This is a genomic window from Streptomyces hebeiensis, assembly GCF_052983195.1.
In genome coordinates this window covers 92,698-115,143 of the sequence record NZ_JBRKBE010000002.1, presented here as the reverse complement: position 1 = coordinate 115,143, position 22,446 = coordinate 92,698, and the positions used below count along the sequence as shown (strand labels likewise).

Here is a 22,446-nt window from a genome sequence, read left to right as displayed (position 1 = left end):
CCGGGCAGCCCGCCGCCGAGCCCGACAAATACGAGGCGAAGGCGGCCCCCGCCTCCACGCCTACCGCTGCCGGTACTGCCACACCGTCCACCTCGGCCACCCGCCCGGGCACGCCACCCACCTCCGCGCCGGACCCCACGGCCCCATCCACATACAGGAGTACGCCGCATGAGCCACCGGAGCCCACCCCACTGCCACCGATGCCCCGACCTCGACGACGACGTCATGCCCGGCTGCATGGGCACCGCCTCCAACCAAGGCACAGACGCCACCGCCCGACTCCTCACCCGGTGCACCTGCTCCGCCAACCGCGAACTCCCCGCCGAAGACTCCGCCAACGCCCGCATCGCCGCTCTCGAAGCCCGCCTCGCCGAACTGGAAGCCCGCCTGTGACCACCACCCCACTCGAATTCACCAGCCCATACGTATGGGACCCCACCCCCTGCATCAACATCGACGTCTACGGCATCGCAGGACCCCAAGGAAGCAAGACCGCCGTCGGATACGGACGCAGCAGAAAGACCGGCCGAACCATCCCCCTCATGAGGGAGTCCTCCACCAAGGTCAAGCCCTGGCGCGACAAGGTCCAAGCCGCCATCGAAGCCGCCCTCCTTGCCGGAGACGCCCGGTACCTCGCTGGACCCGTACGCGCCGACATCACCTTCACCATGCCCAAGCCCATCAAGGCTCCGAAGCGGCGCCGCTCCTACCCCGCCGTCACCCCCGACATCGACAAGCTCGAGCGCTCGACATACGACGCGATCACCAAAGCCCGGGCGTGGAAGGACGACGGGGCCGTCATCGAGAACCACAACCGCAAGGTCTACCCCGGCGAGCACCCCGACGCCCTCGACCGACCCGGCGCGCTCATCCGCCTCTACACCCTGAACGGAGACCCCTCATGACCACCCGAACGGGCCGTCCCACGAGACGTGCCGCCGCGCCCGCCCTGACCGGGACGGCCGCCGAAGACTGGCGCACCAGCGGTATCTGCCGGGATGCAGACCCCGAGCTGTTCTTCCCTGTCGGCATGTCCGACCGGGCGAAGGCCCAGGCCGAGGAGGCGAAGGCCGTGTGCCGGCGCTGCCCGGTGATGGCGGAGTGCTTGGCGTGGGCGATGGAGACGCGGCAGGACTCGGGGGTGTGGGGCGGTATGGCGGAGTGGGAGCGGCGTCGCGCGCACCGTCGGGAATCGCGGGTGATGAGTGCCGTGGGGCGGATCCTGACGACGCAGCTCGCGGAGTTCGAGGCGGCGCTGGCGGCCGGCCTGCCGCCGGGACGGATCGCGCGGAAGCTGGCGACGAACGTGCAGACGGTGAACAACGTGGCCGCGGTGCTGGAGAAGAGGCAGGAAGAGGCCCGTCTGGGCATGGGGGTGGCGGCATGAGGAGTCTCGAGGCCGGCCACGTCGGCACCTCGAACCGGTACGCGTACGGGTGCCGCTGTGTCCCGTGTACGAAGGCCGCTACCCGGGCGGATACGGAGAGGCGCCTTGACCGGATGGCGGGCCGTCCGCGGTCGGTTCCTGCCGAACCGGTTCGGGAGCATGTTCTTGCGCTTCAGAGCGCCGGGTTGAGTAATGGGCAGATCGCTGCCGCTGCGGGGGTCAGTGAGACTACGGTTGCGGGCCTGGCGTCGGGGCTTCGGAAGACGTCGCTGCGGGGGACCGCGGAGAGCATTTTGGGGGTTCGCGGGTCGCAGCCGGTCACGCGTGGGTGCGTGTCGTCGGTCGGCGCGGTGCGCCGGATCCGTGCCTTGTATGCGCTGGGGCACTTCCAGTACGAGATCGCAAGCGCGTGCGGCCTGTCCAGGGATTTCGTCAGTGACTTGGCTGCCGGGAATTGGTTGTCGCTGGCTGTGGAGCGGGACGTGTCGATTCGGCGCGCGTACGACCGGTTGGGAATGACGGTCGGCGGCTCATGGAAGACCCGCCGGTGGGCTGAGCGGAAGGGGTGGGTTCCGCCTCTGGCGTGGGATGACGACACGATCGACGACCCGGATGCGGTGCCGCAGACGGACGCGGTCCCGCCCGAGTACACGGAGGGCGCGAACGTGGTGGATCGGTTCCTGCTGGGCGAGTCGGTGGTCCTCGACAAGGAAGGCCGCAGGGAGGCTCTCCGGCATTTGATGGAGTGGACGGCATTGTCTGCGGAGGAGATCGGGGCCCGGCTGGACATGTCGGGGGATTCAGCGGTGAGGGCGTGGGAGCGGATCAAGGCTCGTGCGCGCCAGGAAGGTGGGCCGGTGCCGTGGCGCCGCGTGTATGTGGCGCCGGCGCGCGAGAAGAGCATGGGTCGTGACGATGTGAGGAGTGCAGCCTGATGGCAGGCGAGACCGTGATCACCGTGGTGGGGAATCTGACTGCGGACCCGGAGCTTCGATACACGCCGGCTGGTATGGCGGTCGCGAAGTTCACGGTGGCGTCGACCCCGCGGGTGTTCGACAAGCAGTCCCGGGAGTGGAAGGACGGGGAGGGTCTGTTCCTGTCGTGCTCGGTGTGGCGTCAGGCTGCGGAGCATGTTGCCGAGTCGTTGGCCAAGGGCATGCGGGTCATCGTGCAGGGCCGGCTGCGGCAGCGGTCGTTCGAGGATCGTGCGGGTGTGAAGCGGACGGTGGTCGAGTTGGAGGTGGAGGAGGTGGGGCCGTCGTTGTTGCGTGCGACGGCGGTGGTGTCGCGGGTGGCTGGGAAGGTGCCGCCTGTGGTTGAGGAGGCGCGGCGGGCGCAGGGGCGGGCGTCTGTGGAGGATCCGTGGCAGCAGTCGGCCGGGGGTGGTGGTTGGGGGAGCGGGGAGGAGCCTCCCGCCGTTCTGATGGGCGTGGGTTGGTAGAGAGGGTGCGGTCCTTCGGGGCCGGGCTCTTTGGTTTTGGGTGGCACCCCAAGGTGTAAATGTATTGCGCGTGCAATACATTATGGGTTAGGCTGGCACAGCCGACAACGACCCGCACAACGGGCCGGAGACCCCGAAAGGGGAACACCCCATGGAACTTCGCCTCATCGACCCCAACGGCTACACCGTCCCGGACACCACACAAACCGTCACCGACGACACCGCCGACAAGGTCCGTGAGCACCTCCTGACCGAGATCGCACCCCAGCACGCCGCCCAGTGGGCCGACTTCGGATACGACCCGCGCAACTACCGCGTCGCCTGACAGTCCCACCTCTCTTCAGGAGTCAGCATGAAGCCCCGATTCCAGCGCAACGAAATGGTCCAGTACAAGGGCAGCATCGCGCGTTTCCAAAGCTGGCTGTTCGACATCATCGCCGTCGACACCTCCACCGGAACACAGCCCTACTACGAGCTGCGCGACCCGGTATGGGGCGTCCGGCTGGGCCGCGTACGTGAGTCATCCCTACGCGGCCCGCACGACCAGTAGCCCCCCCAAGCCGCTGCGACCGCCTCAAGCGGCGTGGCACACCCGGCCGGCCACCGGCTGGCCGATGACCGCCGCCCCGACGCCCGTGACCACTGACGGGCGCGGGGCGGCGGGCCCCTTCACGGTAACCAACCAGGAGGCACCAGCCATGACGAACACCAAGGCCAGGACCCGCATTGGCTTCCCCGCCGAGCACATCACCTGCCTGACACAGATTGGAGCAAGCATCGGCGAGTTACGGCCCGACCGCCCCGACCTGCTGAACGCCGAACTGCCGCCCGGATGGACCACCGATATGGGCGAGGAGCGGGGCGTTCCGGGCCGGATCCTGGACCAGCACGGCCGAGCGCGAATCGGCGTGTCCTGGACGCACCACGTCACCTTGGACTCGCTCGTCGCCAACCGTGCTATCTCAGTTGAACCGCATGTCACCGTTCTCGCCCCGGGCGGCCACGCATGCGAGGTCGCCGAGTTGGGTGCCTCTCTGGTACTGGATGAGTGGGCGACGCCCGGTGCACTGTTGGGCCAAGTCGGCGAGCGGATCGACACGTACACCCGCCTCATCTATGTCGCCGAACGCAGCATCGCCCGCTGGAAGACCGAGCAGCCGGAGACCGCGGAACGGGAGCGCCAGGACCGGGAAGCGTGCATGCAGAAGCTGACCGCCTACAAGGGCCTGCTGCGGACGCTGACGGACGCTGTCGAGTCGGGCTGGGCCCCGAACTGGGGCAGGGACACCGTGCCCGCTGACCCCAAGCGCGATCCCGAAGCCGAACTCGACACCGAGTCGGGCGGCACGTCGTGACCACGGCCGTTCCTGCGGGCCCGCCACCTTCCGGTGGCGGGCCCGCCTCGTCCATGCACCCGGCCCGGCACCATGCGCGCCGTCCTTCCGTTCCCCGTACGTACATCACCGCCCGCGAGCTCGAGGTGCTGCGCCTGGCTGCGAACGGCAACTCCAACCAGCAGATCGGCCGACACCTGGGCGTCAGTACGGAGGCCGTCAACTCGAGGATGCGGTCTGCGATACGGAAGCTTCGGGTGCGCGACCGGACGCACGCGGTCGCTGTCGCCCTGCGGATCGGCCTTCTGGGCTCGGACGAGGTGGCCGTGCCGGAGGGAGCAAACCGAGGGTATGGCGACGCTCGGTCACGGCCGCTTGATCAAACTATGGCCGGAATGCGGGCCGAAGACCCGCACCCGCCAGTACAACCCGCCTGAACGTAACCCACCGTCACAAGGAGATCTGTCAATGAGTAAGAGGAACAGTCGCCGTATCAGCGGCGACCCCCGCAAGACCGGCGGCGACATCGTCGGCCCCGGCGGCCCGCACGACCGGCACGGCGTGATCCTCGACGATCGGACCGCCGTCCTCCTGGACCACACCACGGTGACCCTCGTCGAGACGCGCGGCGGGCAGACCGTCCTCGCCATGCTCCTCGAAGGCCGCATCAACAAGACCACCGAACGCGCCCGGAACCTCTACCTGATGAACGAGGATGGCGCCGCGGCCCTCGTCACGGAACTCCTCGCCCTCGCGCACCGTATCGGCCCCGAGTTCGGCGAACGGTTCACCGACCGCCTCCAACACCTACTCGACACCGACGCCTTCACCGGCCAGCTAGGAAACCCGTCATGACCATGCCCCGCCGCTTCCACCTCCAGCGCAACCACGACGTCACCGGGGCCTCCGGCGTCGGCCGTGTCGCCGACGGCGTTCTCTGGCCCGACGGAACCGCCTCGCTCCGCTGGCGTGGTGACCGCGCCTCCACCGTCAACTGGGACCGCATTGAGGACGCTGAGGTCATTCACGGACACGGCGGCCACACGGTCATCGTCTGGGACGACCCTGAGCCCGTCGGCTGGGGCAACGCTGACATGAACTGCCCGCACTGCCCCGACGGCCACACCCCGCCCGACCACGGGCAGCCCTGGGGCGCATACCTTGCGTCCGACCGTGACGGAGACGGGCAGCCCACGACAATTCACATTGCCCGCGCGGGCGGCGCGCACGTCGCTGAGTCCGATGCCCAGTGGATTCTGGACCGACTGAACGCGGCCCGAGGATGAGCGCAGGAGACTCGGCGGTGGCCCGCGCGGCCGCGATCCGGGCCCGGGCCCGGCGTGGGCTGTGGCGGCGGGTCCTGGCGTGGCTCGGGCTCCGCGGACACGCTGTACGGCGCGCTGATACCGAAGCAGCACGGTGGGTGCACGGCGCGGCCGGCGAAACGGCCACCGCCCGGATGCTCCGCCAGCTCGAGGCGCAGGGCTGGACCGTACGGCACGACCTCCGATTACAGGGCCGCCGCTTCAACATTGACCACGCCCTCGCATCCCCTTGCGGGACCGCCGTCGTGGTGCTTGACACGAAAGCCTGGCACCGCGGCCGGCCCACAACCCTCGTACGGGGCCGGGTGCACTGCGGGCTCGAGGACCGGCACGACCAGGTCGAGAAAGTCGCCGGGTACGCGCAAGCGGTCCAGGCGGCGCTCGGCATGCCGGGGGTGACGGTGTGGCCGCTCCTCGTCGTGCACGGCTCGACGGTTGCCGGCGGGCGGCTCGAGGCCCGCATGCCGGGGTGGCCGGGGCCGGTGCACGTGCTGGGCACGGGCTGGCTGCTGCCGGTCCTGGAGGCCGCCCCGAGAACGCGGGACGCGCGCCGTGCGGCGGCCCTGGCCCGGCGTGTCGATGCGGTCCTGCGGCCTTACGCCGAGGCCGGGTAGACGCGTACAGTACGAGAGCCCTTGGAGGCATACGGCCCGCTCCCACATCGGGGGCGGGCCGTTTCTCGTGTTGTCGGTCATGCCCCGCGCGGGCCACCGCCGTTGAGGTCGGATTCGAGCTGGTCCAGGCACCGGTTCAGCGACTCCGCGACCGCCTCCGCGCCCTTCATGTCGCTGGGGTCTCGGAGGAACGGTGCGATCTCCGACGCCCGGAGCGGCTCCCCAGCGGGATGATCGAGGAGTTGCTGTTTCGCTTTCCGGATGCGGGCGGCGGTGAATTCGTCGACCTGCCCGCTGTCAGTCTGCTTGTCCTCGGCTTCCACGTGTCGTGGCTCCACCGCCCTATGTCGGCGTCGAGATCCCCGACGGCTTCCCCACGCTCACCATCCGCATCTGACTCGGATTCCCTTGCTCGGCCCGCCCAGACTCTTCTGGCGCGGGCCAGCCTGCTGTTCGGCTACCCCCAGCCGAGATCCCTCCGGGCGGATGACGCGAAGCGGGCACTGAGCGAGAGCGTGGCCTGAGTCATAGGCGGATCCTTACATGGCCTATCCGTCAGCAGGAAGCCCCTGTCACGCATGCCAGGTGCTGCGGATGGCGCTCATGGTGAAGCCGGGGCCGAACGCGGCCATCACGCCGGTGCTGCCGGGGGCGGGGGGTGTGGTGTGGGTGCGGGCGAGGACGTCGAGGACGGCGGCGCCGCCGAGGTTGCCGCACTCGGCGAGGGAGTCGTGCGCGTGCCGTACATCGTGGTCGGTGAGGCTGAGGGCGTTGGCGACGTCGCGGATGATGGACGGGCCGCCGGGGTGGATGACGGCCCAGTCGACCGGCGGGTGGGGGGCGAGCCAGTCGAGGAGGGCAAGCATGGACTCGCCGGCGGCGGCCGGGGCCCGGCGGGTGGAGTCGAAGTGCAGGCCCGCGGTGTCGAGGCGGCCCTGGTAGCGGTCGAGACTTTCGGGGAGCCAGTACTCGAGGGTGTCGTCGATCCGGAGGCCGGGGCCGAGGGGTTCGGCGGTGACGATGGTTGCGGCGGCGCTGTCGGCGAACAGCGCCTTATAGATCATCGACGGAATGCCGGTGTCGGCGTGGTTGTACGAGGTGGAGAGGGCCTCGGTGGCTACGACGAGGACCCGGGCGCCGGGGTGGGCGGCGACGTGTTCGGTGGCCCGTATGAGGGCGTGTGCGCCGCCGGCGCAGGCGAGGGTCGTCATGGGGAGGCGTCGGGTCGTCGCCGGTAGCCCGAGCTGGTCGATGAGGTGCACGTCGAGGTTGGGGACGGACCAGCCGGTCGCGTGGGAGGTGACGACCGCGGTGACATCCGACGCGGTGAGGCCCGCGTTCTCGAGCGCCCGGCGGGCGGCGGCCGTGGCCATGGTGAGGCAGTCGTTGAACGCGGCGGCGGTTCGTTCGTGGACGTCGGCGGTCCCGGAGACGGTGGGCGCGTCGAGCGGGCGGGTGAAGTGCCGGGTGGTGACGCCGCAGTTGCCGATGGCGCGGAGGATGACGGGCAGGCGCGGGTGGTCGGCGTGCCGGGTGCGGATGTCGTCGAGGATCTCGGCGGTGGTGATTTTGTGCGGGGGGAGGGTGATGTGCGGGGCGGTCACGTAGGCGGGCATGGGTGTCCTCCGGCAGGGGTGGGTCTGCGGGCGGGGGGTAACCCAAACGGTATGCCGGGGCGGAGGAAATGCTGCCTCCGGTGAGGGCCCTGCACTCCCGAAGCTGCGGTGAAGTGACAAGTAGCGGAGAGTGACGCTTTGGGGTCTGCTCTCTCTGATGGGGCTCCGCTCGATACCTTGCAGCTGAGAGACCTGGCAGAAGGGGCGGAGCGGTGGCGAAGCGGTGGGTTCGGTACGTGGTGCCGGTGATGGTCGAGGTCGATGTTGACCACGACAAGGTGACTCGTGTGGTTACGCTGCCGGAAGAGGTTCGTGAGGACCGCGACGACATGGGCCACTTCCTCATCTACGACGAGGAGTTCGTCCGCCGGAGCGGCGATGACCAGCCCCAGGTGCACGCCTTCTGCGTGGGGGAACCTCGATGGGCAGACGATCGGTTCCGTGTTGGCGGCCCGGCGAACTGGCCGGAGCGCTGGGAAGAAAGCTTCGGCCGGGATGAGTCCGACGACCGATACGAGGAGATCAGCCCGTACGAGCTGCGCGAGCGGTAGAACCCCTGGTGTACAGGGCCGTGAAGCGGCGGCGCCATCGAGCGGAACGGTGATGGCCCTCCGGGGGCGCGGAAACGGTCCTCTGCGCCCCCGGGGCCAACCGTTCATCCAAGGCCGCACGGTCAGGCGCGGAGCGGGGCGTGTGGGCGCGGCTGGCGGGGCCCGGGCTGGAACAGGAGGATCATCAGGCGGGCGTATGGGGATCCGTCGGGTTGGGCGGAGCACATGGTGACCCAGCCGGGGCCGAGCAGGGAGTGGTGGAGGGGCCTCTGGTCGCCGTCGGGGTGGACGTAGACGCCTTGTTCGTCGTACAGCCGGCGGGTGACGGGGTCGGCGCGGACGTCGTGTTCGATGGCTCGGAGGGTGTCGTCCTGGCGGGTGGCGAGCGCGGCCCGGAGCTGGGGGAGGACGAGCGGGGCCCACGCCGTTTCCCAGTCGGTCAGGACGTGCCGGGCGTCGGGGTTGAGGAGCATCCACCGCATCGTGTTGTCGGGGACGCGGCCTTCGGGGAACAGGCCGGCGCAGCGGGTGTTCGCAGTGAGCATGTTCCACGAGGCGTCGGTGAGGTAGGCCATTTCGCTGATGGAGTCGACGGCGTGTCGCCAGGATCCGGCGACGTGGTAGCCGGAGTCGGCGCGGAGGGGGCCGGGCGGGTCTTCGCCGCGGGCGTAGCGGTGGAGGGCGATCCACTGGTGTTCGTTCATGCCGAACAGGTGGGCGATGTCGCGGAGGTAGTCGAGGGGCGGGTTGGGGTAGTTCCCGGATTCGAGGCGCTGGTAGGTGTTGATGGCGCGGTCGGTGAGTTGGTCGACTTGGTGTTGGGAGAGGCCGGCGGCGCGGCGGCCTTGGCCGGTGGGGCGGGTCAGGCCGTGTGTTTCGGGTTCGATGGCGGCGCGGCATGTGTTGAGGAGTTGGCGCAGCGAGTCCGGCTTCACGTTCCCTCTCCCGTGCAGGGTGAATCTATCGGCTTGTGGAGTGTAAATATTCATGCGGGTTTTGGGTGGAAAAATGGTTCGGAGATATGTGGGGCGGGTTGGGCCAGGATGATCGTGCTGGGCCGCTGACCTGCCAAGTTCGATTATCGGTGGCCTTGATGCTCGACCCGGGAGGTAATTGTCCCGACGCGTTCGGAATGCACGTTTTGAACGTTAGTCAGGCTGCTTTCGGGATGGATACCGTGACAGAAGGTGCGGTGGGGCGACGGCCGCGATCCAGGGGAGCCTGGATTTCGCAGCGCGGCTCTCGCCCCCACCCACCAAAGCCGTGTCACACGCCAGGCTGCGGCCGGTACCGACACTCCCCACTACGCGCGGCCTCGGTACCGGCTGCCCTGCCACGGAGGCCCCTGTCGCGTGGATCAGTTCTCCTGCGCAAGGGTTGAATGCTCGGTGGCCGGCTGGTCGAGTGCGGCGCGGATGCGGGAGGTAGCGGTCCGCAGCCCGGCGAGCGCGACGGGGCTTTTGCCGTGTACGTCTCGGTCGATGGCGTCCAGTTCGACGCGCACGCGGGCAATGGTGGCCTCTGCCTGATCGCGGGCGACTACGGCCTCGCACGTTCGGTCGGAGTGGTCCGCAAGTTCCGCCGTCTCGGCGTCCGATTCGGCCAGTAGCTGCTCCAGCTCGCGCACTCGGGCCTCCAGTTCCTCGACCCTTCCGGCATAGGAGCCAGCCGCCGCGTCGGCGGACTCGGCGGCGTGAAGCCGGTCCAGCTCGTCCTCAGCATGGGTGAGCTTGGATGCCAACTGCTTGATGCCGGGCGCGAGGCGCGGCCAGTGGTCGCCGTGCGGTCCGCGGATGCCAGCTGTTTCCAGGGCGTCTCGGGCCTCCTCGAGGAGGGCTGACCTCTCGGCCGCGCCTTGCCGGAGGAGCGCCCTCTCGTTGTACAGGTTGCGCAAGGCGTCGTCGGTGATCGTGCTGGCCGTGTAGCGCGGCTCGTTGTCGATGGGCCTCTTCGGTGGGCCGTCGGTGGTGGTGACGGCCGTGTCGGCGGGGTCATGCACGGTCGGTCTCCTCCGTGGTGGTGGCGCCCTCGCCGACCTGGCGGCATTCGGGCCGGTTGAGGTGGTATCGGCGCTGGTCCCAGATGCTCTCTCCGGGCTGACGGAGGGGGCCTATCCACGTGTAGCCGGTTCCGGTGATGGGATCGCCGCAGTGAGCGCAGCGCCAGTAGGCGGGCGCTTCGAAGAGCGCTTCCAGGTGAGCGATCTCTTCTTCAGGGGACATCGTGCTGCTCCCCGGTGAAGTCGGTGCGGCGGGCGTAGTGCTCGGCGGCGGTCAGGGTGGCGGTATGGCGGCCGGCGCGGATCGCGGAGATGGGGGACACGTTGCCGAGGAGCGGGTTGAGGCCGACCAGCCACGCGCGGGCGGTGTTCTGGTCCGTGGCGGTGGCGATGGTCTGGAACGCGTTGCGGGTGGTGGTCTGCTGTTCGGGTGTGACGAGGCGTCCGGCAATGTGCCAGCCGAGGGCCTGAGTGAGGGAGGCACGGAGGTCGGGCATCAGTTCTCCTTGATGCGTTTGTCGCAGGTGAATGGGTTGCGGCATTGCGGATTCCCGTCCCACCAGGTGGGCTCGCCTTGGACGGGCTGCTTGCACCATTGGCAGGTCGGCGGGGTGTCGGGCGTTGTCACTGCTGCTCCTCGGGTCCGGGGCAGTGCTCGGCTGGTTGTGATTACGGCCGGTGCCGACACTCGCCATCACGCGCGGCCTCGGTACCGGCCGTTCACCTCCCCGCCTGGTTGGGCGGGGGCTTTCTGCTGCCCGGGGTCAGTCCAGGTCGCTGAACGTGGCGTGGCGGGCTTCGTGCATGTCGGCGGCGAGGAGCGGGTCGTCGGGCAGCCCGTCGGAGGGCTGGGTCTCGCCGGGGAAGCGCGCCGCCGGGTTGACGACGGGGGCGCGGGTGGTGCGTTCTGTGAGTGCGCGGAGGGCTGCTGCGCATCGTGCTTCGAGGCTGGTGGTCACTGCTGCTCCTTTGGGTCGGGGTCGACGCGGTCGGCCCACGCTGTGAACTGGGCCGCGAGGTGTCGGGCCTGTGTGGGGTCGATGAGGGCGCACGGATCACCGCCGAACACGTCCACGGGTACGTGCAGGGAGATCCGCAGCCACGGCCAGGGGGTACCGTCCGCGGGCTGGTCGTCGCGGCCGTCGGCGGTGATGTGGGAGGGGATGACGGCGAGTCCGATACTGCCGTCGCGGGGGTCGTCGTGGCCGGGGGTGAGGTGGCTGCCCTTGTACGTCCAGAGCTGTCCGAGGTGTGCGGGGTCGCCGTGGTCGCCGATGCCTTCGATGCTGGCGTAGATGCTCACGATGCCTCCTGTGCTGCCGGGGTACCGTCGGGGTCGATCTCGGGGTGGGTGAACCGGACAGGGATGCCAAGCGACCTCGCATATCGGATTTCGGCCGTGGTGGAGGTGCCGATGTAGTCCCCGACGACGAGGACCTCGCTGGCCAACCGGATCTTCGCCCGGTGCAACTCATCCAGGCGGACCTTGAGCGCTTCGGCTTCGACCGGGTCGGCCCACAGTGGGTGCTCGGTCTTCATGTTGACGCCGGGGCGGACGACGATCCGGCCGGCCGCGGTCTCCTCCAGGTCGGCATCGGCCATCTCTGCCATGAAGCGGGTGCTGCCGCAGATGCAGACGATCGTCGGGATGTTCAGTCGCTCCTTCGCGGTGGTGAGCATGTCTTCCGGGGTGAGCAGGTTCGGGTACGACACGGGGTTCCTCCAAAGGGTGGTGGTGTGGCTGGCGGCGGGGTGGGCCGCCAGCCACAGGACGGGACAGTCAGGCGGTGGGTGATCCCGGGGCGGCCGGTGCCGCGCGCCAGGCGGGGCAGTCCTCGGCGTTGGCTCGTCCGCCGATGTGCTGGCGGGGCGGCTGCTCGGCGGCCGAGGCGTCGAGTGCGGCGCGGATGTCAGCGGCCCTGATCTGGGCGTGAGGCCAGTCTGCCGCTTAGGGGTGGGTGATCCGCAGCCGCGGCCGGGACCCGGGCGGGCGTTCGGGGGTGACCGCGTATCCGGCGGTACGAAGGATCGCGGCGTACTGGTCGAGGTGCTGCTGCTCGTCGGGCCCGTCGTGCCAGCAACGGACGGTGCGGGGGCTGGCCTGCTGGGTGCGGTAGCCAGGGGTCCAAGCGGTTCGGTGTACGGAGTCGGCGTGGCCGTGCCCGGCGAGTGCGTCGGCGACTTCGCGGGCGGTGGTACGACGGGACATGGGGGCTCCTGTCTTGTGGGGGGTGGCGCCGAGGGAAGGGCCGGCGTCGCTCGTGCTCGGCGGGGTCGATGTCGAGGGCGAGTTCGGCGCCCCGGTAGCCCGGGAGCCGGGACAGGATCACGGCGGTCATCGTGCGGCTCCTTCCGCCGATGCGCGGGCGCGTTGGTAGCGCTGGCGGGCGGCGATGAACGCTTCGTCGCTGCCGCCACGGTCCGGGTGTGCGGCGGCCATCTCGGCTTTCAGGGCGGCCAGCGTCGGGCGCTGGGGGCGCTGCGGAATCTCGGGACGGGCCAAGTGGAGTAAGCACATGGTGTAGCCGTGGTAGATCTCCCCGTCGGCTTCGATCTTCTGACGGTCCACGAACCCGGTCCGGCCGTTGAGGTACGTGAAGTAGATCCGCTTAGGGGTCTTCTTCGTGATCGGGTGGGCGAGGATCTGGTAGTTACCGAGGGGGCCGTCATCCCAGTTGGCGTCCCAGAGTTCATACAGGTACTCGACCTGTTCGGGAGCGGCGCTCATTGTTCCTCCTCAGTGGGGCGAAAGCGCATGGCAGGCGCGAGCGGTCGGGACGGCTCGTTGCGGCGACGCCAGGCGCGCATGGTGTGCGCTGGGTCGGTGGCCAGCAGCAGCCCGAACAGGGCGGCCTGACGGGGGCGGCTGGTCCACCGGTTGAGGTGGAAACGGAGCTGCCAGTTGGCCCAGTCGCCGAGGCGTAGCCAGGGCCGCCAGCGGCCGAGGCCGTACCCGGCGGCCAGGGCGGCGACGGTGAGCACAGCGGTCACTGCTCCTCCCCGTCCGTCTCGGACCCCGGCTCGCCGGGGCAGATCCACGGGTACGGCGGCGGGACCTCGGAGGCGCAGCAGGCCGGGCAGTCCTCCGCGTTGACCCGGTTGCCGACATGCTGCGGGGGCGCCTCCCCGGCGACGGAGACCACCATGTACGTCGTCGTCACGCGGACCAGCCAGCGCTGAACCGGCTGCCCGTCCGCCCACGTCGGATGCTCCTCGGCGAGCCGCTCCAGACGCCGGGCGACCTTGGCCCGGTCACGCATGGGGAGACCGGGTGTCCAGCAGTCGGCCCCGGGGTCGTAGGTGTCCATCCGCCACGCCTCCTCGGCAGGCTCGGCGACGGCTTCATCCACGACTCCGGGGCAGTGGACGGGGGTCATGCCGGGCTGGGGTTCCCATTCGTGCCCGGCGTGCGGCCGGGGTGGGGCGCTGAGCGCAGACAAGACTGCCAGGGGGCACGGGACGTCGGGGGTGGAGTCAGTCATGATCACGCCTCCGTCTCGGGTGTGGCCGGGACAGCAGACGCGGCGGGCTCGGCCCGGGAGCTGGCACCGCCCTGCTGCGGGTAGCAGACGGTGTAGCGGCCGGGGATGTGGACCCAACACGGTGTATACGTACCGAACCCGGGGTCGCCCCGGTCCTCGATCTGCAGCCCACAGTGCGCGCACCGAGTCCCGCGCGCCTCGGCGGCCATGGGGCTCGGCCCGTCGGCGGGCACCGGATCGGTGGGGCAGCCGCAGCCCCAGTTGTGCGTCTCAGGAATCGGGCAGTGCACGTCGTGCTCGACCCCGGCCTCGCAGGCGGCACAGCCAGCCAGGGCGCGAAGCTGAGCGGATGCGTCGCGGCACGGCCGGAACTTGTCCGACTCCAGCACGCCGTCCGCCTTCGCCTGCCGGGTCGCGGCGTCGATCTGGTCGGCCCCCCACAGCAGCACGGCGGCCCGGTCAACGGTTGCCTCGGCTTCGGGCTGCTGCGCCTCGGCGGCCATGCGGCGCAGCTGGTCGGCCGCCCACAGGACTCCCGCGCCGCGCTCGGTGGTCCGGTTCGCCAACGACCACAGCCGGTCGGCGGCCTCGCGGAGGATCGCGGCCCGGTCGGCACCGGGCTCGGTCTGCCCGCCGCCGGTACGGATCGTGGCCGCCGCCACAGCGGCGATGGTGCGCGGGTCGTCCTCGACGCATGCGCCGCTGTCGCTACGCCCGCACTGCTCCCACACGGCGGCGGCGATGGCCTCCAGCTGAGGGTGCCCGTCGATCCAGTCGACGGGCGCCTCGGCGATGCGGTCGCGGAGGGCGGCGCGGTCGGCAAGCGCTCCGGCGGCAGGCTCTGGGGTGTGCAGCATCCACGCCAGCGTCTGCGGGCTGATCGACTCCCCGGACACGTCGCCCTGCACGGACAGCCAGCACCAGGTGTCGGTGCTCATCGTGAAGTCGCCGCCCTTCCAGCCCTGGAAAGTGGCGTCCACAGCGGACCGGGCCGCGGCGAGCATGGCGCCCACCGTCGTGTCGTCAACGGGCTCGAAGGCGAGGTCCATGTAGTCGCCGCGGTAGGAGTGCGGGTTGCCGAAGCCGTGCGCGACGGGCTGGTCGGGGCTGGCGGCTTCCAGGGTGGTGATCAAGTCACCGAGGTTCATGGTCTTCTCCAGGGTGGTGTGGAAGGGTCGGGGTGGGCCGCCCGCCGCTGATAGACGCAGCAGCGGGCGGCCGTCACGCGGGTGGTCACCCGGCGTCGGCAAGGCTGAGAAAATCGAGCTGGTCCTCGAGCAGCCGGTTAGACCACAGGACTTCCGTGCGGCTCCGGTCGCCCTTGGCGTTACCGGTGGTGGCTGGCTTTTCGTACCGGTGCCACCCGGCGTACAGATCGGCGTACAGCGGCGAGTGGTAGCCGGACAGGACGACTGCGGCCCGGCAGTCAGCCAGCGCGGCCGCCAGTTCGCGGTGCTCCTCGGCGGCCTTCATCTCGTGCCGGTAGTTCCGGCCCCACCCTCGCGTCGATCCCAGGTACGGCGGGTCGATGTACAGCAACACGTCCGGCTGTGCCCCGTACTTGCCGATGAGTGTCAGCGCGGGCAGGGCCTCAAGGGATACGCGGTGCAGGCGCTCGGCTGCAGCAGCGAGGCGGACCGCGTAGGCCTCGAGGTAGCCAGGCATCGACGTCGAGGATCCAGCGGGGTCGATGTAGTGCCGCCAGCCGGTTTTGCGGAGGGTTCCAGAGCGGCCCTGAGCGAGACGGCACCAGATGCGGCGGGCCAGCTCGAGGTCATCCGCAGTCTGCTCCCACGTCGCTTCATGCTCGGCGCGACCGTGCGGGGTAAGCATGCAGGCACGAAGCAACTCCTTGGGCCGGTCGCGCAGTACTCGCCAGAAGGTGACAAGCTCGGCGTCGAGGTCGTTGACGGTCTCCATGCGGGACGGCTGCTTGGCGAACAGCACGGACAGACCGCCGGCGAACGGCTCGACGTAGTGCTCGTGGTCGGGCAGCAGGTTGACGATCCAGTCGGCGACGCGCTGCTTGGATCCGAAGTACGGGACGGGCGACTTCACGATGTTCCTCTCCTGGTGGTGGGTACGGTGGGTGGGCGCCCGCCCCGGGTCGAACGGGGCGGGCGCGTGGCGTGTCACGGGGCGGTGGCGCAGCCGGGGCAGTCGTCCACGTGCTCCGGGGTGTCGCTGCCGTCGGCGACGACGTGCGTCTCCTCGGCAGGCGGCCCGGCGAGGTCCTCGCGGAGCACGGCGGCGCGCTCCGGGTCCAGCTCCAGCCAGTACGGCTCACCGGCCGGGCCGGACATCATGACGGTGACACTGTCGTCGTCGCCCCAGAGGACGTCGTTCAGGCCCCAGCGCAGGGGTGTGGGGTTGTCGGCTGCCGCGATGTCGGACTCGGCGCCCAGGAACTCGGCCAGGGCACGGTCGCCGTCGCCGGACGCGGCGTCCTTCTTCTTGAGCTGCCCGAGCAGGAACTTCTTCTGGTGCTGGAGCCGGCGGACCTCCACGAGCAGCGCGGGCACGTCCGCCCCGGCGAGCTGGTCGGCCTTGGTGGGCAGGGGCACGAACTCGTAGAGGTGGGCGGCTCGGGTGCCGATCTCGGCGAGCTGCTGCTCGGTGAGCGGGGTGGGTGTCGTGTCGGTCATGGGGTTCTCCTTCGGTGAGGTGGTCACGGGGTGGGTCAGCGGTGATAGGTGCCGCGTGCCGACTTCGGAGCGATAGCGGGGTCCGGCGGCGTCGCCGTGGCCTCCCCGTTGGCGATGCGCACGAGGCGGTCGACGGTGATGGTGCGCCAGCCGAGACCCCGGGCGCGGTGGACAGCTTCGAGGAGGCGCAGGGCGGCATCGACTCGTTCGGCCGGGTCGGTGGCGCCGCTCTCTCCTGCCTGCGTGTATGTGATCAGCCGTGTGTAGCCGAGCGCCTTAGCCGCCCGCCACGCCGCTCCGTAGAGCATCGAGTTCGCGTTCGGTGTGCCGTCGCACGCGGTGCGGGTGACTTCCAGGGTCTGGCCGTTGTCGAGCATCCGGGCCACCGGCCGGCCGACAACGGCGACGCCTCGGAGAACACCGTGCTCGTCGGCAACCCCGAGGGCGAAGATCTGCCCCACAGGCGGCGGGTGGTGGCGATGCCACATGGCGCAGTAGGAACGCGCCTCACGACTTCGCACGGGAGTCAGGTGGAGGTCGGGCATCAGAGGCTCCAGAGGGTCGGCTGGTGGTTCGTCAGGGGTAGTTCGGTCTGGCCGTCGATGTGTGGGGCGGGTGGCCGGTTCAGGTCGGGAATCGCTGTGCGGGCTTCTCGCGGCCGTTCGGGTAGGGGTGCGGGATTGGCGGCGGGGCCGGGGAGTTCGGGGGCAAGAGGCGCCGTTACGAGCCGGTGTGGGCCCGGCGGGCACTCACGAGAGCGCGGTGGTGAGGTCGGCCGGTCCCGGTCGCTCGGCCGGGTCACGCCGCCTCGCTGACAGCACGGAGGTGACGCTGCGGCTTGCCCGTGCCGCGCCCGTCGTACAGGTCGAGTTCGGCCTCGAGTTCGGCGACATGCCGGGCCTGCTCCGCCGTTGTCCAGCGGCGCCGTTCGCGTTGGCGGGGCCGTGCCGGCTGCGCGTCCCCGAAAGTGCCGGTCGGAATCGCCTCGGCAAGGAGCCGGTCCAGTGGGCTGGTGTTGGGCGTGGTGGTGTCGGGCATGGTGCGGCTCCTGTGTGGAGGGGGCTATGCCAGCGTGGCCCGAGGATGGGCGAACCTTGCCCCTGGTGGGGTTCGGTGGAGGCTCCACCCTATCTTTAATGTATTGCGGACGCAATACATTAACGGAGCTTGGCTCGGCCCTGGCACTGACGTCGCGCAGAGGCCGGTGGGAGACTTCCCCGCATGACTGCCCGCCCCCGGAAACTGTCCGCGGCGAAAGCCCGCGCGATCGCCGACACCGCCGAACTCGTCAAAGCGGACACGTGGTCGGAGACCCGCGCGTGGAACGTCGTGGCAGGGGACGGTGAGGTGCTGCTGGTTGTCGTCCCGGCGTACCGGGGTGGCCGGCGGGCGGGGTGGACGTACCGGCTGGGGGTGAGCCCGGCGGCCGGTACGTGGCCGACGCGGGAGGCGGCGGCCGTGCAGGGGCTGATGGCGTGGATCCGGTGGGCGACCGCGGACCGTTGAGTAGCGGTGTCGGTTCGGGCTTGCCGGGCGTCCGGCAGTTGCACGAACGGAGCCGCACCGACTGGGGCTTTTCAGGCGGTACGGGCGGTGCGCCGGGTTTCAGCGCCTGTGCGCCCTTGCGAGCACCCTCCCGGCCACCGGAATGCTGACGGACCGTCGGAACCATGGGCGACACCAGGGAGACAGCCTGCACAAGCTGCGGGGCACGGGCGCCGACCGAGTCGATGGTCGAGATTGATGACGACCACCATCAGTGCGAGTCGTGCCACGAACGGCACCTCGAGGACTTCCTGATCCCAGAACGGGCGCCGGTGTCGGACGACACGCTCACCCGGCCGTTGGGGGACCCGGACGAGGCCGCACACCGGCACGGCAGCGCCGCGTAACGGCCTCTGGCGGCGGCTGGCCCAGGGCGCCCACAGGGTTCAGGACGCTGGCGCGGGCTGGGCCGCCATCTTCAGGCGTCTCCGCCGCTGCCGAACTCGTCGTCCGCGAGGAGGTAGAGGTCTTCGTCGAACACGGTCAGGACGACGACGACCATCACCGCGTGCGCGACCACGTACTCGATCAGCACGCCGGGGGCGACCTGCGCCTTGCGGTTGTCCTCGTGGGTGCCGATCGGCGCTGTGGCCTTGTGGTATGGGTCGCGTGCGAGGACGGCGAGGCCGCGCTCGAGGAGCGCCCTGCGCGCGGGGGACAGTTCCTCGACCGCCCGCGCGCACTCAACGGTGTACGTGACCTTGAAGCCATCCATGCGGGACAGCCTATCCAGTCGGCAGGCCGGCCCCGGCGAGAACGGTTTCAGGAGGCGGCCCGGTAACCGGATCGCCGGGCGTCGGCTGCCTGGGGGTGAATGTGGTGCCGCGGCCTTTCGACATCTCGATCAGAACTTGTCGGGCGGACTCGCAGTCGCCGGCGGCACGGTGGCTGCCCCCGAGCCGGAGCCACCGACGGGAGCCGAGCCAGTCGGCGTAAGCGTTCATCAGGCAGTACCAGCTGTCCCAGGGCTCCAGGTGCATCGGCTTCTTCCCGGCCCGGGCGATGTCGCGGAGGACGATGGACCTGTCGAACTCGGCGTTGTACGCCAGAACGACGCGCCCCTTGGTGACCTTGCGGAGCCGGGGGAGCACCTTCTCGAACGGCCGCTTGTCGGCGACCATCTCGTCCTTGATGCCGTGCACCCAGCGCGCTCCGTCGCTGATCTCGGCGTCGCCGGGGTTGACCAGGGTGTCCATCAGCTTCTTGCCGGTGGCCGCGTCGATCACGGCGATCTCGACGGTGTAGCCGGACAGGTCGGTGGTCTCGGTGTCGAGCACGACCGCCCGGCCCGGCTCCAGCAGGTCCCGCGCCTCCCGGGTGATCTCGCCCCACGCTGGGCACAGCTCGATCTCGCCCGCGTAGGCGCCCGCCTCGGGGTCCTCGGCCAGCTCCCGCCGCACGGTGGCCTCGGTGGGCGTGCCGTCGATCCGCTCCCAGTCCAGCTCCCAGCGGTCGGTGTACGGCGAGTGCCAGGCCCAGACGGTCACGCCGTGCCGGTCGGCGAGGCCCTGCGCGAAGCCGCGGACAGCGGCGGCCCGGGTCGGGGCGAGCCGGGCGTACTCGCGCAGCGGGGACGGCGTGCCCTTCGGCAGTCCGCGGACCGCCTCCCAGTCGACGCCGGGCAGCTCCAGCAGCGCGCGGACGTCACCGAGCCGGTAGAGCGAGACGGTGACCGTGCGGTAGCGGCCGACTTCCTTCTCGTAGACGAGGGCCGGGCGGATCCACCCGGCGGCCTCGACGTACTTCCAGTCGCTCGCCCGGATCTCCAGCACGTCCGTGGCGGCGGCCTGCGCGGTGACGTACTGCTCGCCGTCGGCCTCGGCGGCCATCGTGTCCAGGTCGGCGATCAGATACCGGCCGCCGCGCCCGGTGGTGATACGGCCCTCCTCCCCCATCCGCACCAGGTCGCTCCAGTGCCAGCCGATCCGGTCGGCCGCCGCGTCCCGGGGCAGGCTCGCCGCCTCCCACGCCAACCGGTCGGCGACCACCGACCGCACCAGGTCGATGTCGAGTTCGCGCGCGGCCGCCGTGGAGTACATCGGCCAGCCCTTGTAGTGGTCGACCGCCTTCAGGTGCTCCTCGGCGACCAGGTCGTCGACGTCGGCGGCGGTGACCGGCTCACCGGTGTGTTCGGCGAGCAGGCTCGCGATCCGGCGGGCGCCCAAGGCCTCGGGCAGAGACGGTTCCTGCTGCGGGACCACCGGAGTGGTCTCGGTCGTGGCGGTCTCGGTCGTCGTGTCCTGCATGGTGTCCGTCACGGGCGGTGCTCCTTGTCGGTGGTCGTGGTGCGGTGGTCTTTCTGGGTGCCGAGCCGGGCGACGGCGTCGATCTCGGCGGTGAGTCGAGCGCGGGCCTCGGCGAGCCTTTCGCCGACCGCGCGCTTGGCGGCCCGGGTGCGGGCCAGGGCCTGGGTCTGGCGCTTCTCTCGCTCGGTCAGGGCCCGCACCACCTCCTCGTAGTGCGCCGTCTTCTCGACGGCGATCTGCGCGCCGGGGCGCTGCGGGCTCTTGCGGCCGGTCCTGGGCTTCCTCGCGCGCTGGAGGCGGGCGAAGTCGACCAGCTCCGTCGCGACGACCCACTTGGTCCGCTTGTGCAACGAGCCGGTGAGGAGCACGAGCCGGGGGAAGTTCGCGTGGCACTTCTGCCAGTTCGAGATCGCGGACTTGCTGACGCCGACGAGCCGGGCGCCGTCGGCCAGGGTGACCAGCTCGCCGTGACGGCCCTGGTACTCGGGCCGGAGCCAGACCACACCGTCGGTGCTGGCATCGGGCGGGGACTCTGGGGGCTTCGCTTCCTGGTGCATCTGCGGGTCTCCTTGATGCGCCCGGGGCCGGGGCCGGTGGCTGCCGGGGGCTTCGCCGCCCCCGGGCCCCGGCACCGCCCGGCGCGGGCAGCGCTCCCGTGGTGCGGGTGCGTGCGCGCTGGGCGGTGCCGGGGCTGTGTGCCTCTGGCCTGGGCAAGTTCCTGTTTTGCGACCGGGGATGAGGCGCGGTCAGTCGTCGTCCGGGTCGGCGGCGGTATTGCCGGTGTCGACCCGGAGGTAGCTGTATCCGCTGTCGTACGGCTCGGGGTCGGTGATGCTGAACTCCCGGCGCAGGGCCTCGACGACCAGGGCGACGGTGGCCTCGTCGGCCGCGATGCGGATGTCGGCGATCCCGGGCAAGTGCTGGCGGGGGCGGCGTTCACGGCGGGCCATCAGTGGAAGCTCACTCGGGCGATGACGGCGAGCAGCTCGCCCGCGTCGCCGGCGGCCTGGAGGGCTTGGTGGTCGGTTTCCTTGACGGGTCCGGCGACCAGGACGTGCTGGGCCCGGTCGAGCAGGTCCCACCAGTGCTCCGGCAGACTGACCGTCTCGGCGGCCCGCCACAGCTCGATGTCGTCCTCGCCGTCCGGGCCGACGTGGACCAGGCCCTGCAGGGACCGGTCGGCGATCCGGGCGCGCACCCGCCAGTGCGGGTCCATGTCCGGCATCCCGTGCAGGCCCCAGTGCTCCCAGTCGGTGCGGGCCTCTAGGTCCTCGATCCCGGCGTTCTCGGTCTCCGGGTACAGCACGAGCATCGGCATGGGCTGGTCGTCGGGCGTGGTCGTCTTCATCAGCGTCACGCCGTAGTTCGGGGCCAGGTGGTAGGTGTCGACGTCGCCCAGGTCGAGGTCGTCGAGCGTGAAGACCTTCATCCCGGCCTCGCGGAAGGCGTCCATCGGGTCGGCGGTCCCGCGCCGCGACGCGCCCTCGGCGACCTTTCGGACGGCTTCCGCCAGGACGGGGCCGTCCCCCATCGCCCAGTGGTCGAGCGCGTCGTTCAGGAGTGCGGTCGCGGCGGCCTCGTCCATCGCGTCGACGGCGGCGAACGCCTCCTCGCCGGTCCCGGCCTGCATGGCCGTGCGGGCCAGGGGCGCCCACTGCCGGGTCGCCTCGGAGGCCACGAACCCGACGGTGGGCAGCGTGCCGTAGACGGCTCCGGCGAGTGCGGCGAGCGTCGCCCGCTTCTCCTTCACCATCTTCGTGATGAGCGTCTGCTGGCATGGCTGGCACCCGGCCCGGCATGCGGCGACCAGCCGGGCGGCGAGGTCGAGATCCAGGACCCTCCAGCTGCCGTGCGGCACGAGCGGCAGGGCGCTGAGGTCGGGGAGTGGGGTGTGCGTGTGGGTGGTGCCGGCGGCCGCGGAGCTGTACGCGGCTCCGGTGCGGTCCTGGCGCTTCTTGGCGCGTTGCTTCTTCCCGTGCTTCTTGACCACGAGTTCTCCTCGTCGGCGTGCAGCGGTTGCCCATGACCCGATGCACGCGAGCAAGAACGTGGTGAGCTGCGCGGGCATACGGAAGATCCGTCGGGACGGACCGGTGTTGCTCTCTTCGCACTGATGCGCTGGGACCTTCTCCGGTCCTGGCACCTTCGCCTCAGATCGCTCCCAGTCATGGGCTGAGGCTGGCTTGGGCCTGTGCGTGGCCGTGCACACAAATATAAGGGACGCCACCGACAACGGACCCGGGAACGCGCGAGATCGTCCG

The 22,446-nt window shown here is 70.4% G+C and carries 36 protein-coding genes and 2 pseudogenes; 15 read left to right on the top strand and 23 right to left on the bottom strand.

Annotated features, from left to right (window positions below; all coding sequences use genetic code 11):
- Nucleotides 1-168: 168 nt before the first annotated feature.
- From ACU6P3_RS33120 to ACU6P3_RS33065, 12 genes and pseudogenes are all read left to right on the top strand, one after another.
- The gene (locus tag ACU6P3_RS33120) at nt 169-393 is read left to right on the top strand and encodes a coiled-coil domain-containing protein (protein ID WP_447198240.1); all 225 of its coding nucleotides are present in this window, start codon (nt 169-171) and stop codon (nt 391-393) included.
- Nucleotides 390-905 (top strand): RusA family crossover junction endodeoxyribonuclease, encoded by a 516-nt coding sequence (locus tag ACU6P3_RS33115; RefSeq protein ID WP_447198239.1) that lies wholly within the window; start codon nt 390-392, stop codon nt 903-905. The genes ACU6P3_RS33120 and ACU6P3_RS33115 overlap by 4 nt, the downstream gene beginning before the upstream one ends.
- A gap of 44 nt (nt 906-949) precedes the next feature.
- Nucleotides 950-1,198, top strand: a pseudogene (locus ACU6P3_RS33110) (WhiB family transcriptional regulator); the annotation flags it as partial.
- Between the two features lie 521 nt (nt 1,199-1,719).
- Nucleotides 1,720-2,322, top strand: a complete 603-nt coding sequence (locus tag ACU6P3_RS33105; protein WP_447198238.1) for a hypothetical protein — start codon at nt 1,720-1,722, stop codon at nt 2,320-2,322.
- Nucleotides 2,322-2,828, top strand: a complete 507-nt coding sequence (locus ACU6P3_RS33100) for a single-stranded DNA-binding protein (RefSeq protein WP_447198237.1) — start codon at nt 2,322-2,324, stop codon at nt 2,826-2,828. Before ACU6P3_RS33105 ends, ACU6P3_RS33100 begins: the two co-directional genes overlap by 1 nt.
- Before the next feature lie 151 nt (nt 2,829-2,979).
- Entirely contained in the window at nt 2,980-3,153 is a 174-nt protein-coding gene (locus tag ACU6P3_RS33095) for a hypothetical protein (protein ID WP_447198236.1), read from the top strand.
- A 27-nt stretch (nt 3,154-3,180) separates the two neighbouring features.
- Nucleotides 3,181-3,378 carry a hypothetical protein gene (locus ACU6P3_RS33090; RefSeq protein ID WP_447198235.1) on the top strand — a complete coding sequence of 66 codons (198 nt, stop codon included), beginning with the start codon at nt 3,181-3,183 and terminating at the stop codon, nt 3,376-3,378.
- 148 nt (nt 3,379-3,526) lie between these two features.
- On the top strand, nt 3,527-4,183 hold the full coding sequence (locus tag ACU6P3_RS33085) for a hypothetical protein (RefSeq protein WP_447198234.1): 657 nt from the start codon (nt 3,527-3,529) through the stop codon (nt 4,181-4,183).
- 53 nt (nt 4,184-4,236) lie between these two features.
- On the top strand, nt 4,237-4,599 hold the full coding sequence (locus ACU6P3_RS33080; protein WP_447198233.1) for a response regulator transcription factor: 363 nt from the start codon (nt 4,237-4,239) through the stop codon (nt 4,597-4,599).
- Between the two features lie 31 nt (nt 4,600-4,630).
- Nucleotides 4,631-5,017: a hypothetical protein gene (locus ACU6P3_RS33075; RefSeq protein ID WP_447198232.1), complete on the top strand. Its 387-nt coding sequence runs from the start codon at nt 4,631-4,633 to the stop codon at nt 5,015-5,017.
- On the top strand, nt 5,014-5,448 hold the full coding sequence (locus tag ACU6P3_RS33070) for a hypothetical protein (protein WP_447198231.1): 435 nt from the start codon (nt 5,014-5,016) through the stop codon (nt 5,446-5,448). The genes ACU6P3_RS33075 and ACU6P3_RS33070 overlap by 4 nt, the downstream gene beginning before the upstream one ends.
- A complete protein-coding gene (locus ACU6P3_RS33065) occupies nt 5,445-6,101 on the top strand; it encodes a nuclease-related domain-containing protein (RefSeq protein ID WP_447198230.1) in 657 nt (218 codons plus the stop codon). Before ACU6P3_RS33070 ends, ACU6P3_RS33065 begins: the two co-directional genes overlap by 4 nt.
- A 77-nt stretch (nt 6,102-6,178) precedes the next feature.
- On the opposite strand, the gene ACU6P3_RS33060 is transcribed toward ACU6P3_RS33065, so the two are convergent.
- Nucleotides 6,179-6,424: a hypothetical protein gene (locus ACU6P3_RS33060; RefSeq protein ID WP_447198229.1), complete on the bottom strand. Its 246-nt coding sequence runs from the start codon at nt 6,422-6,424 to the stop codon at nt 6,179-6,181.
- Nucleotides 6,425-6,673: 249 nt separating this feature from the next.
- Entirely contained in the window at nt 6,674-7,717 is a 1,044-nt protein-coding gene (locus tag ACU6P3_RS33055; protein WP_447198228.1) for a type III polyketide synthase, read from the bottom strand.
- A 212-nt stretch (nt 7,718-7,929) separates the two neighbouring features.
- Here ACU6P3_RS33055 and ACU6P3_RS33050 point away from each other — a divergent pair, with 212 nt between their 5' ends.
- On the top strand, nt 7,930-8,268 hold the full coding sequence (locus ACU6P3_RS33050) for a hypothetical protein (protein ID WP_447198227.1): 339 nt from the start codon (nt 7,930-7,932) through the stop codon (nt 8,266-8,268).
- Nucleotides 8,269-8,390: 122 nt separating this feature from the next.
- Here ACU6P3_RS33050 and ACU6P3_RS33045 read toward each other — a convergent pair whose 3' ends face one another.
- From ACU6P3_RS33045 to ACU6P3_RS32970, 16 genes and pseudogenes are all read right to left on the bottom strand, one after another.
- Nucleotides 8,391-9,203, bottom strand: a complete 813-nt coding sequence (locus tag ACU6P3_RS33045) for an MmyB family transcriptional regulator (RefSeq protein WP_447198226.1) — start codon at nt 9,201-9,203, stop codon at nt 8,391-8,393.
- A gap of 422 nt (nt 9,204-9,625) precedes the next feature.
- Nucleotides 9,626-10,267, bottom strand: coding sequence for a hypothetical protein (locus tag ACU6P3_RS33040; RefSeq protein ID WP_447198225.1), 642 nt, complete (start codon nt 10,265-10,267; stop codon nt 9,626-9,628).
- Complete coding sequence (locus ACU6P3_RS33035) at nt 10,260-10,490, bottom strand: hypothetical protein (protein WP_447198224.1); 231 nt, start codon at nt 10,488-10,490, stop codon at nt 10,260-10,262. Before ACU6P3_RS33035 ends, ACU6P3_RS33040 begins: the two co-directional genes overlap by 8 nt.
- Nucleotides 10,480-10,764: a hypothetical protein gene (locus ACU6P3_RS33030; protein WP_447198223.1), complete on the bottom strand. Its 285-nt coding sequence runs from the start codon at nt 10,762-10,764 to the stop codon at nt 10,480-10,482. The genes ACU6P3_RS33035 and ACU6P3_RS33030 overlap by 11 nt, the downstream gene beginning before the upstream one ends.
- 267 nt (nt 10,765-11,031) lie before the next feature.
- A complete protein-coding gene (locus tag ACU6P3_RS33025; protein WP_447198222.1) occupies nt 11,032-11,226 on the bottom strand; it encodes a hypothetical protein in 195 nt (64 codons plus the stop codon).
- Nucleotides 11,223-11,570 (bottom strand): hypothetical protein, encoded by a 348-nt coding sequence (locus ACU6P3_RS33020; RefSeq protein ID WP_447198221.1) that lies wholly within the window; start codon nt 11,568-11,570, stop codon nt 11,223-11,225. Before ACU6P3_RS33020 ends, ACU6P3_RS33025 begins: the two co-directional genes overlap by 4 nt.
- Nucleotides 11,567-11,980, bottom strand: coding sequence for a hypothetical protein (locus tag ACU6P3_RS33015; protein WP_447198220.1), 414 nt, complete (start codon nt 11,978-11,980; stop codon nt 11,567-11,569). Before ACU6P3_RS33015 ends, ACU6P3_RS33020 begins: the two co-directional genes overlap by 4 nt.
- 235 nt (nt 11,981-12,215) lie before the next feature.
- Nucleotides 12,216-12,476 carry a hypothetical protein gene (locus ACU6P3_RS33010; protein WP_447198219.1) on the bottom strand — a complete coding sequence of 87 codons (261 nt, stop codon included), beginning with the start codon at nt 12,474-12,476 and terminating at the stop codon, nt 12,216-12,218.
- 126 nt (nt 12,477-12,602) lie between these two features.
- On the bottom strand, nt 12,603-12,995 hold the full coding sequence (locus ACU6P3_RS33005) for a hypothetical protein (protein WP_447198218.1): 393 nt from the start codon (nt 12,993-12,995) through the stop codon (nt 12,603-12,605).
- A complete protein-coding gene (locus tag ACU6P3_RS33000; RefSeq protein WP_447198217.1) occupies nt 12,992-13,258 on the bottom strand; it encodes a hypothetical protein in 267 nt (88 codons plus the stop codon). Before ACU6P3_RS33000 ends, ACU6P3_RS33005 begins: the two co-directional genes overlap by 4 nt.
- Nucleotides 13,255-13,617 carry a hypothetical protein gene (locus ACU6P3_RS32995; protein ID WP_447198216.1) on the bottom strand — a complete coding sequence of 121 codons (363 nt, stop codon included), beginning with the start codon at nt 13,615-13,617 and terminating at the stop codon, nt 13,255-13,257. The genes ACU6P3_RS33000 and ACU6P3_RS32995 overlap by 4 nt, the downstream gene beginning before the upstream one ends.
- 134 nt (nt 13,618-13,751) lie before the next feature.
- Nucleotides 13,752-14,897 carry a hypothetical protein gene (locus ACU6P3_RS32990; RefSeq protein ID WP_447198215.1) on the bottom strand — a complete coding sequence of 382 codons (1,146 nt, stop codon included), beginning with the start codon at nt 14,895-14,897 and terminating at the stop codon, nt 13,752-13,754.
- An 85-nt stretch (nt 14,898-14,982) separates the two neighbouring features.
- Nucleotides 14,983-15,807: a DNA adenine methylase gene (locus ACU6P3_RS32985; protein WP_447198214.1), complete on the bottom strand. Its 825-nt coding sequence runs from the start codon at nt 15,805-15,807 to the stop codon at nt 14,983-14,985.
- Between the two features lie 74 nt (nt 15,808-15,881).
- A complete protein-coding gene (locus tag ACU6P3_RS32980; protein ID WP_447198329.1) occupies nt 15,882-16,394 on the bottom strand; it encodes a hypothetical protein in 513 nt (170 codons plus the stop codon).
- A 90-nt stretch (nt 16,395-16,484) separates the two neighbouring features.
- A pseudogene (locus ACU6P3_RS32975) lies at nt 16,485-16,939 on the bottom strand (XF1762 family protein); the annotation flags it as partial.
- A gap of 253 nt (nt 16,940-17,192) precedes the next feature.
- Nucleotides 17,193-17,432, bottom strand: a complete 240-nt coding sequence (locus ACU6P3_RS32970) for a hypothetical protein (protein WP_447198213.1) — start codon at nt 17,430-17,432, stop codon at nt 17,193-17,195.
- A 183-nt stretch (nt 17,433-17,615) separates the two neighbouring features.
- On the opposite strand from ACU6P3_RS32970, the gene ACU6P3_RS32965 reads away from it, so the two are divergent.
- Nucleotides 17,616-17,900 (top strand): hypothetical protein, encoded by a 285-nt coding sequence (locus ACU6P3_RS32965; RefSeq protein ID WP_447198212.1) that lies wholly within the window; start codon nt 17,616-17,618, stop codon nt 17,898-17,900.
- 164 nt (nt 17,901-18,064) lie between these two features.
- Nucleotides 18,065-18,286, top strand: a complete 222-nt coding sequence (locus ACU6P3_RS32960) for a hypothetical protein (RefSeq protein ID WP_447198211.1) — start codon at nt 18,065-18,067, stop codon at nt 18,284-18,286.
- A 71-nt stretch (nt 18,287-18,357) separates the two neighbouring features.
- Here ACU6P3_RS32960 and ACU6P3_RS32955 read toward each other — a convergent pair whose 3' ends face one another.
- From ACU6P3_RS32955 to ACU6P3_RS32935, 5 genes are all read right to left on the bottom strand, one after another.
- Nucleotides 18,358-18,654 (bottom strand): hypothetical protein, encoded by a 297-nt coding sequence (locus ACU6P3_RS32955; RefSeq protein ID WP_447198210.1) that lies wholly within the window; start codon nt 18,652-18,654, stop codon nt 18,358-18,360.
- A 10-nt stretch (nt 18,655-18,664) separates the two neighbouring features.
- Complete coding sequence (locus ACU6P3_RS32950; RefSeq protein WP_447198209.1) at nt 18,665-20,197, bottom strand: 3'-5' exonuclease; 1,533 nt, start codon at nt 20,195-20,197, stop codon at nt 18,665-18,667.
- Complete coding sequence (locus ACU6P3_RS32945; protein ID WP_447198326.1) at nt 20,194-20,742, bottom strand: hypothetical protein; 549 nt, start codon at nt 20,740-20,742, stop codon at nt 20,194-20,196. Before ACU6P3_RS32945 ends, ACU6P3_RS32950 begins: the two co-directional genes overlap by 4 nt.
- 189 nt (nt 20,743-20,931) lie before the next feature.
- Nucleotides 20,932-21,135: a hypothetical protein gene (locus ACU6P3_RS32940; protein WP_447198207.1), complete on the bottom strand. Its 204-nt coding sequence runs from the start codon at nt 21,133-21,135 to the stop codon at nt 20,932-20,934.
- Nucleotides 21,135-22,175, bottom strand: a complete 1,041-nt coding sequence (locus ACU6P3_RS32935) for a hypothetical protein (protein WP_447198325.1) — start codon at nt 22,173-22,175, stop codon at nt 21,135-21,137. Before ACU6P3_RS32935 ends, ACU6P3_RS32940 begins: the two co-directional genes overlap by 1 nt.
- Between the last annotated feature and the right edge of the window lie 271 nt (nt 22,176-22,446).

Excerpts from the sequence above, each read along its gene's own strand:
- ACU6P3_RS33085 (WP_447198234.1), top strand. The coding sequence starts at position 3,527 with ATGACGAACACCAAGGCCAGGACCCGCATTGGCTTCCCCGCCGAGCAC.
- ACU6P3_RS32940 (WP_447198207.1), bottom strand. The coding sequence starts at position 21,135 with ATGGCCCGCCGTGAACGCCGCCCCCGCCAGCACTTGCCCGGGATCGCC.
- ACU6P3_RS33065 (WP_447198230.1), top strand. The coding sequence starts at position 5,445 with ATGAGCGCAGGAGACTCGGCGGTGGCCCGCGCGGCCGCGATCCGGGCC.
- ACU6P3_RS33035 (WP_447198224.1), bottom strand. The coding sequence starts at position 10,490 with ATGTCCCCTGAAGAAGAGATCGCTCACCTGGAAGCGCTCTTCGAAGCG.
- ACU6P3_RS32990 (WP_447198215.1), bottom strand. The coding sequence starts at position 14,897 with ATGAACCTCGGTGACTTGATCACCACCCTGGAAGCCGCCAGCCCCGAC.
- ACU6P3_RS32970 (WP_447198213.1), bottom strand. The coding sequence starts at position 17,432 with ATGCCCGACACCACCACGCCCAACACCAGCCCACTGGACCGGCTCCTT.
- ACU6P3_RS32965 (WP_447198212.1), top strand. The coding sequence starts at position 17,616 with ATGACTGCCCGCCCCCGGAAACTGTCCGCGGCGAAAGCCCGCGCGATC.
- ACU6P3_RS33055 (WP_447198228.1), bottom strand. The coding sequence starts at position 7,717 with ATGCCCGCCTACGTGACCGCCCCGCACATCACCCTCCCCCCGCACAAA.
- ACU6P3_RS32960 (WP_447198211.1), top strand. The coding sequence starts at position 18,065 with ATGGGCGACACCAGGGAGACAGCCTGCACAAGCTGCGGGGCACGGGCG.
- ACU6P3_RS33010 (WP_447198219.1), bottom strand. The coding sequence starts at position 12,476 with ATGTCCCGTCGTACCACCGCCCGCGAAGTCGCCGACGCACTCGCCGGG.
- ACU6P3_RS33100 (WP_447198237.1), top strand. The coding sequence starts at position 2,322 with ATGGCAGGCGAGACCGTGATCACCGTGGTGGGGAATCTGACTGCGGAC.
- ACU6P3_RS33030 (WP_447198223.1), bottom strand. The coding sequence starts at position 10,764 with ATGCCCGACCTCCGTGCCTCCCTCACTCAGGCCCTCGGCTGGCACATT.
- ACU6P3_RS33070 (WP_447198231.1), top strand. The coding sequence starts at position 5,014 with ATGACCATGCCCCGCCGCTTCCACCTCCAGCGCAACCACGACGTCACC.
- ACU6P3_RS33080 (WP_447198233.1), top strand. The coding sequence starts at position 4,237 with ATGCACCCGGCCCGGCACCATGCGCGCCGTCCTTCCGTTCCCCGTACG.
- ACU6P3_RS32945 (WP_447198326.1), bottom strand. The coding sequence starts at position 20,742 with ATGCACCAGGAAGCGAAGCCCCCAGAGTCCCCGCCCGATGCCAGCACC.
- ACU6P3_RS33095 (WP_447198236.1), top strand. The coding sequence starts at position 2,980 with ATGGAACTTCGCCTCATCGACCCCAACGGCTACACCGTCCCGGACACC.
- ACU6P3_RS33090 (WP_447198235.1), top strand. The coding sequence starts at position 3,181 with ATGAAGCCCCGATTCCAGCGCAACGAAATGGTCCAGTACAAGGGCAGC.
- ACU6P3_RS33120 (WP_447198240.1), top strand. The coding sequence starts at position 169 with ATGAGCCACCGGAGCCCACCCCACTGCCACCGATGCCCCGACCTCGAC.
- ACU6P3_RS32955 (WP_447198210.1), bottom strand. The coding sequence starts at position 18,654 with ATGGATGGCTTCAAGGTCACGTACACCGTTGAGTGCGCGCGGGCGGTC.
- ACU6P3_RS32980 (WP_447198329.1), bottom strand. The coding sequence starts at position 16,394 with ATGACCGACACGACACCCACCCCGCTCACCGAGCAGCAGCTCGCCGAG.
- ACU6P3_RS33005 (WP_447198218.1), bottom strand. The coding sequence starts at position 12,995 with ATGAGCGCCGCTCCCGAACAGGTCGAGTACCTGTATGAACTCTGGGAC.
- ACU6P3_RS33075 (WP_447198232.1), top strand. The coding sequence starts at position 4,631 with ATGAGTAAGAGGAACAGTCGCCGTATCAGCGGCGACCCCCGCAAGACC.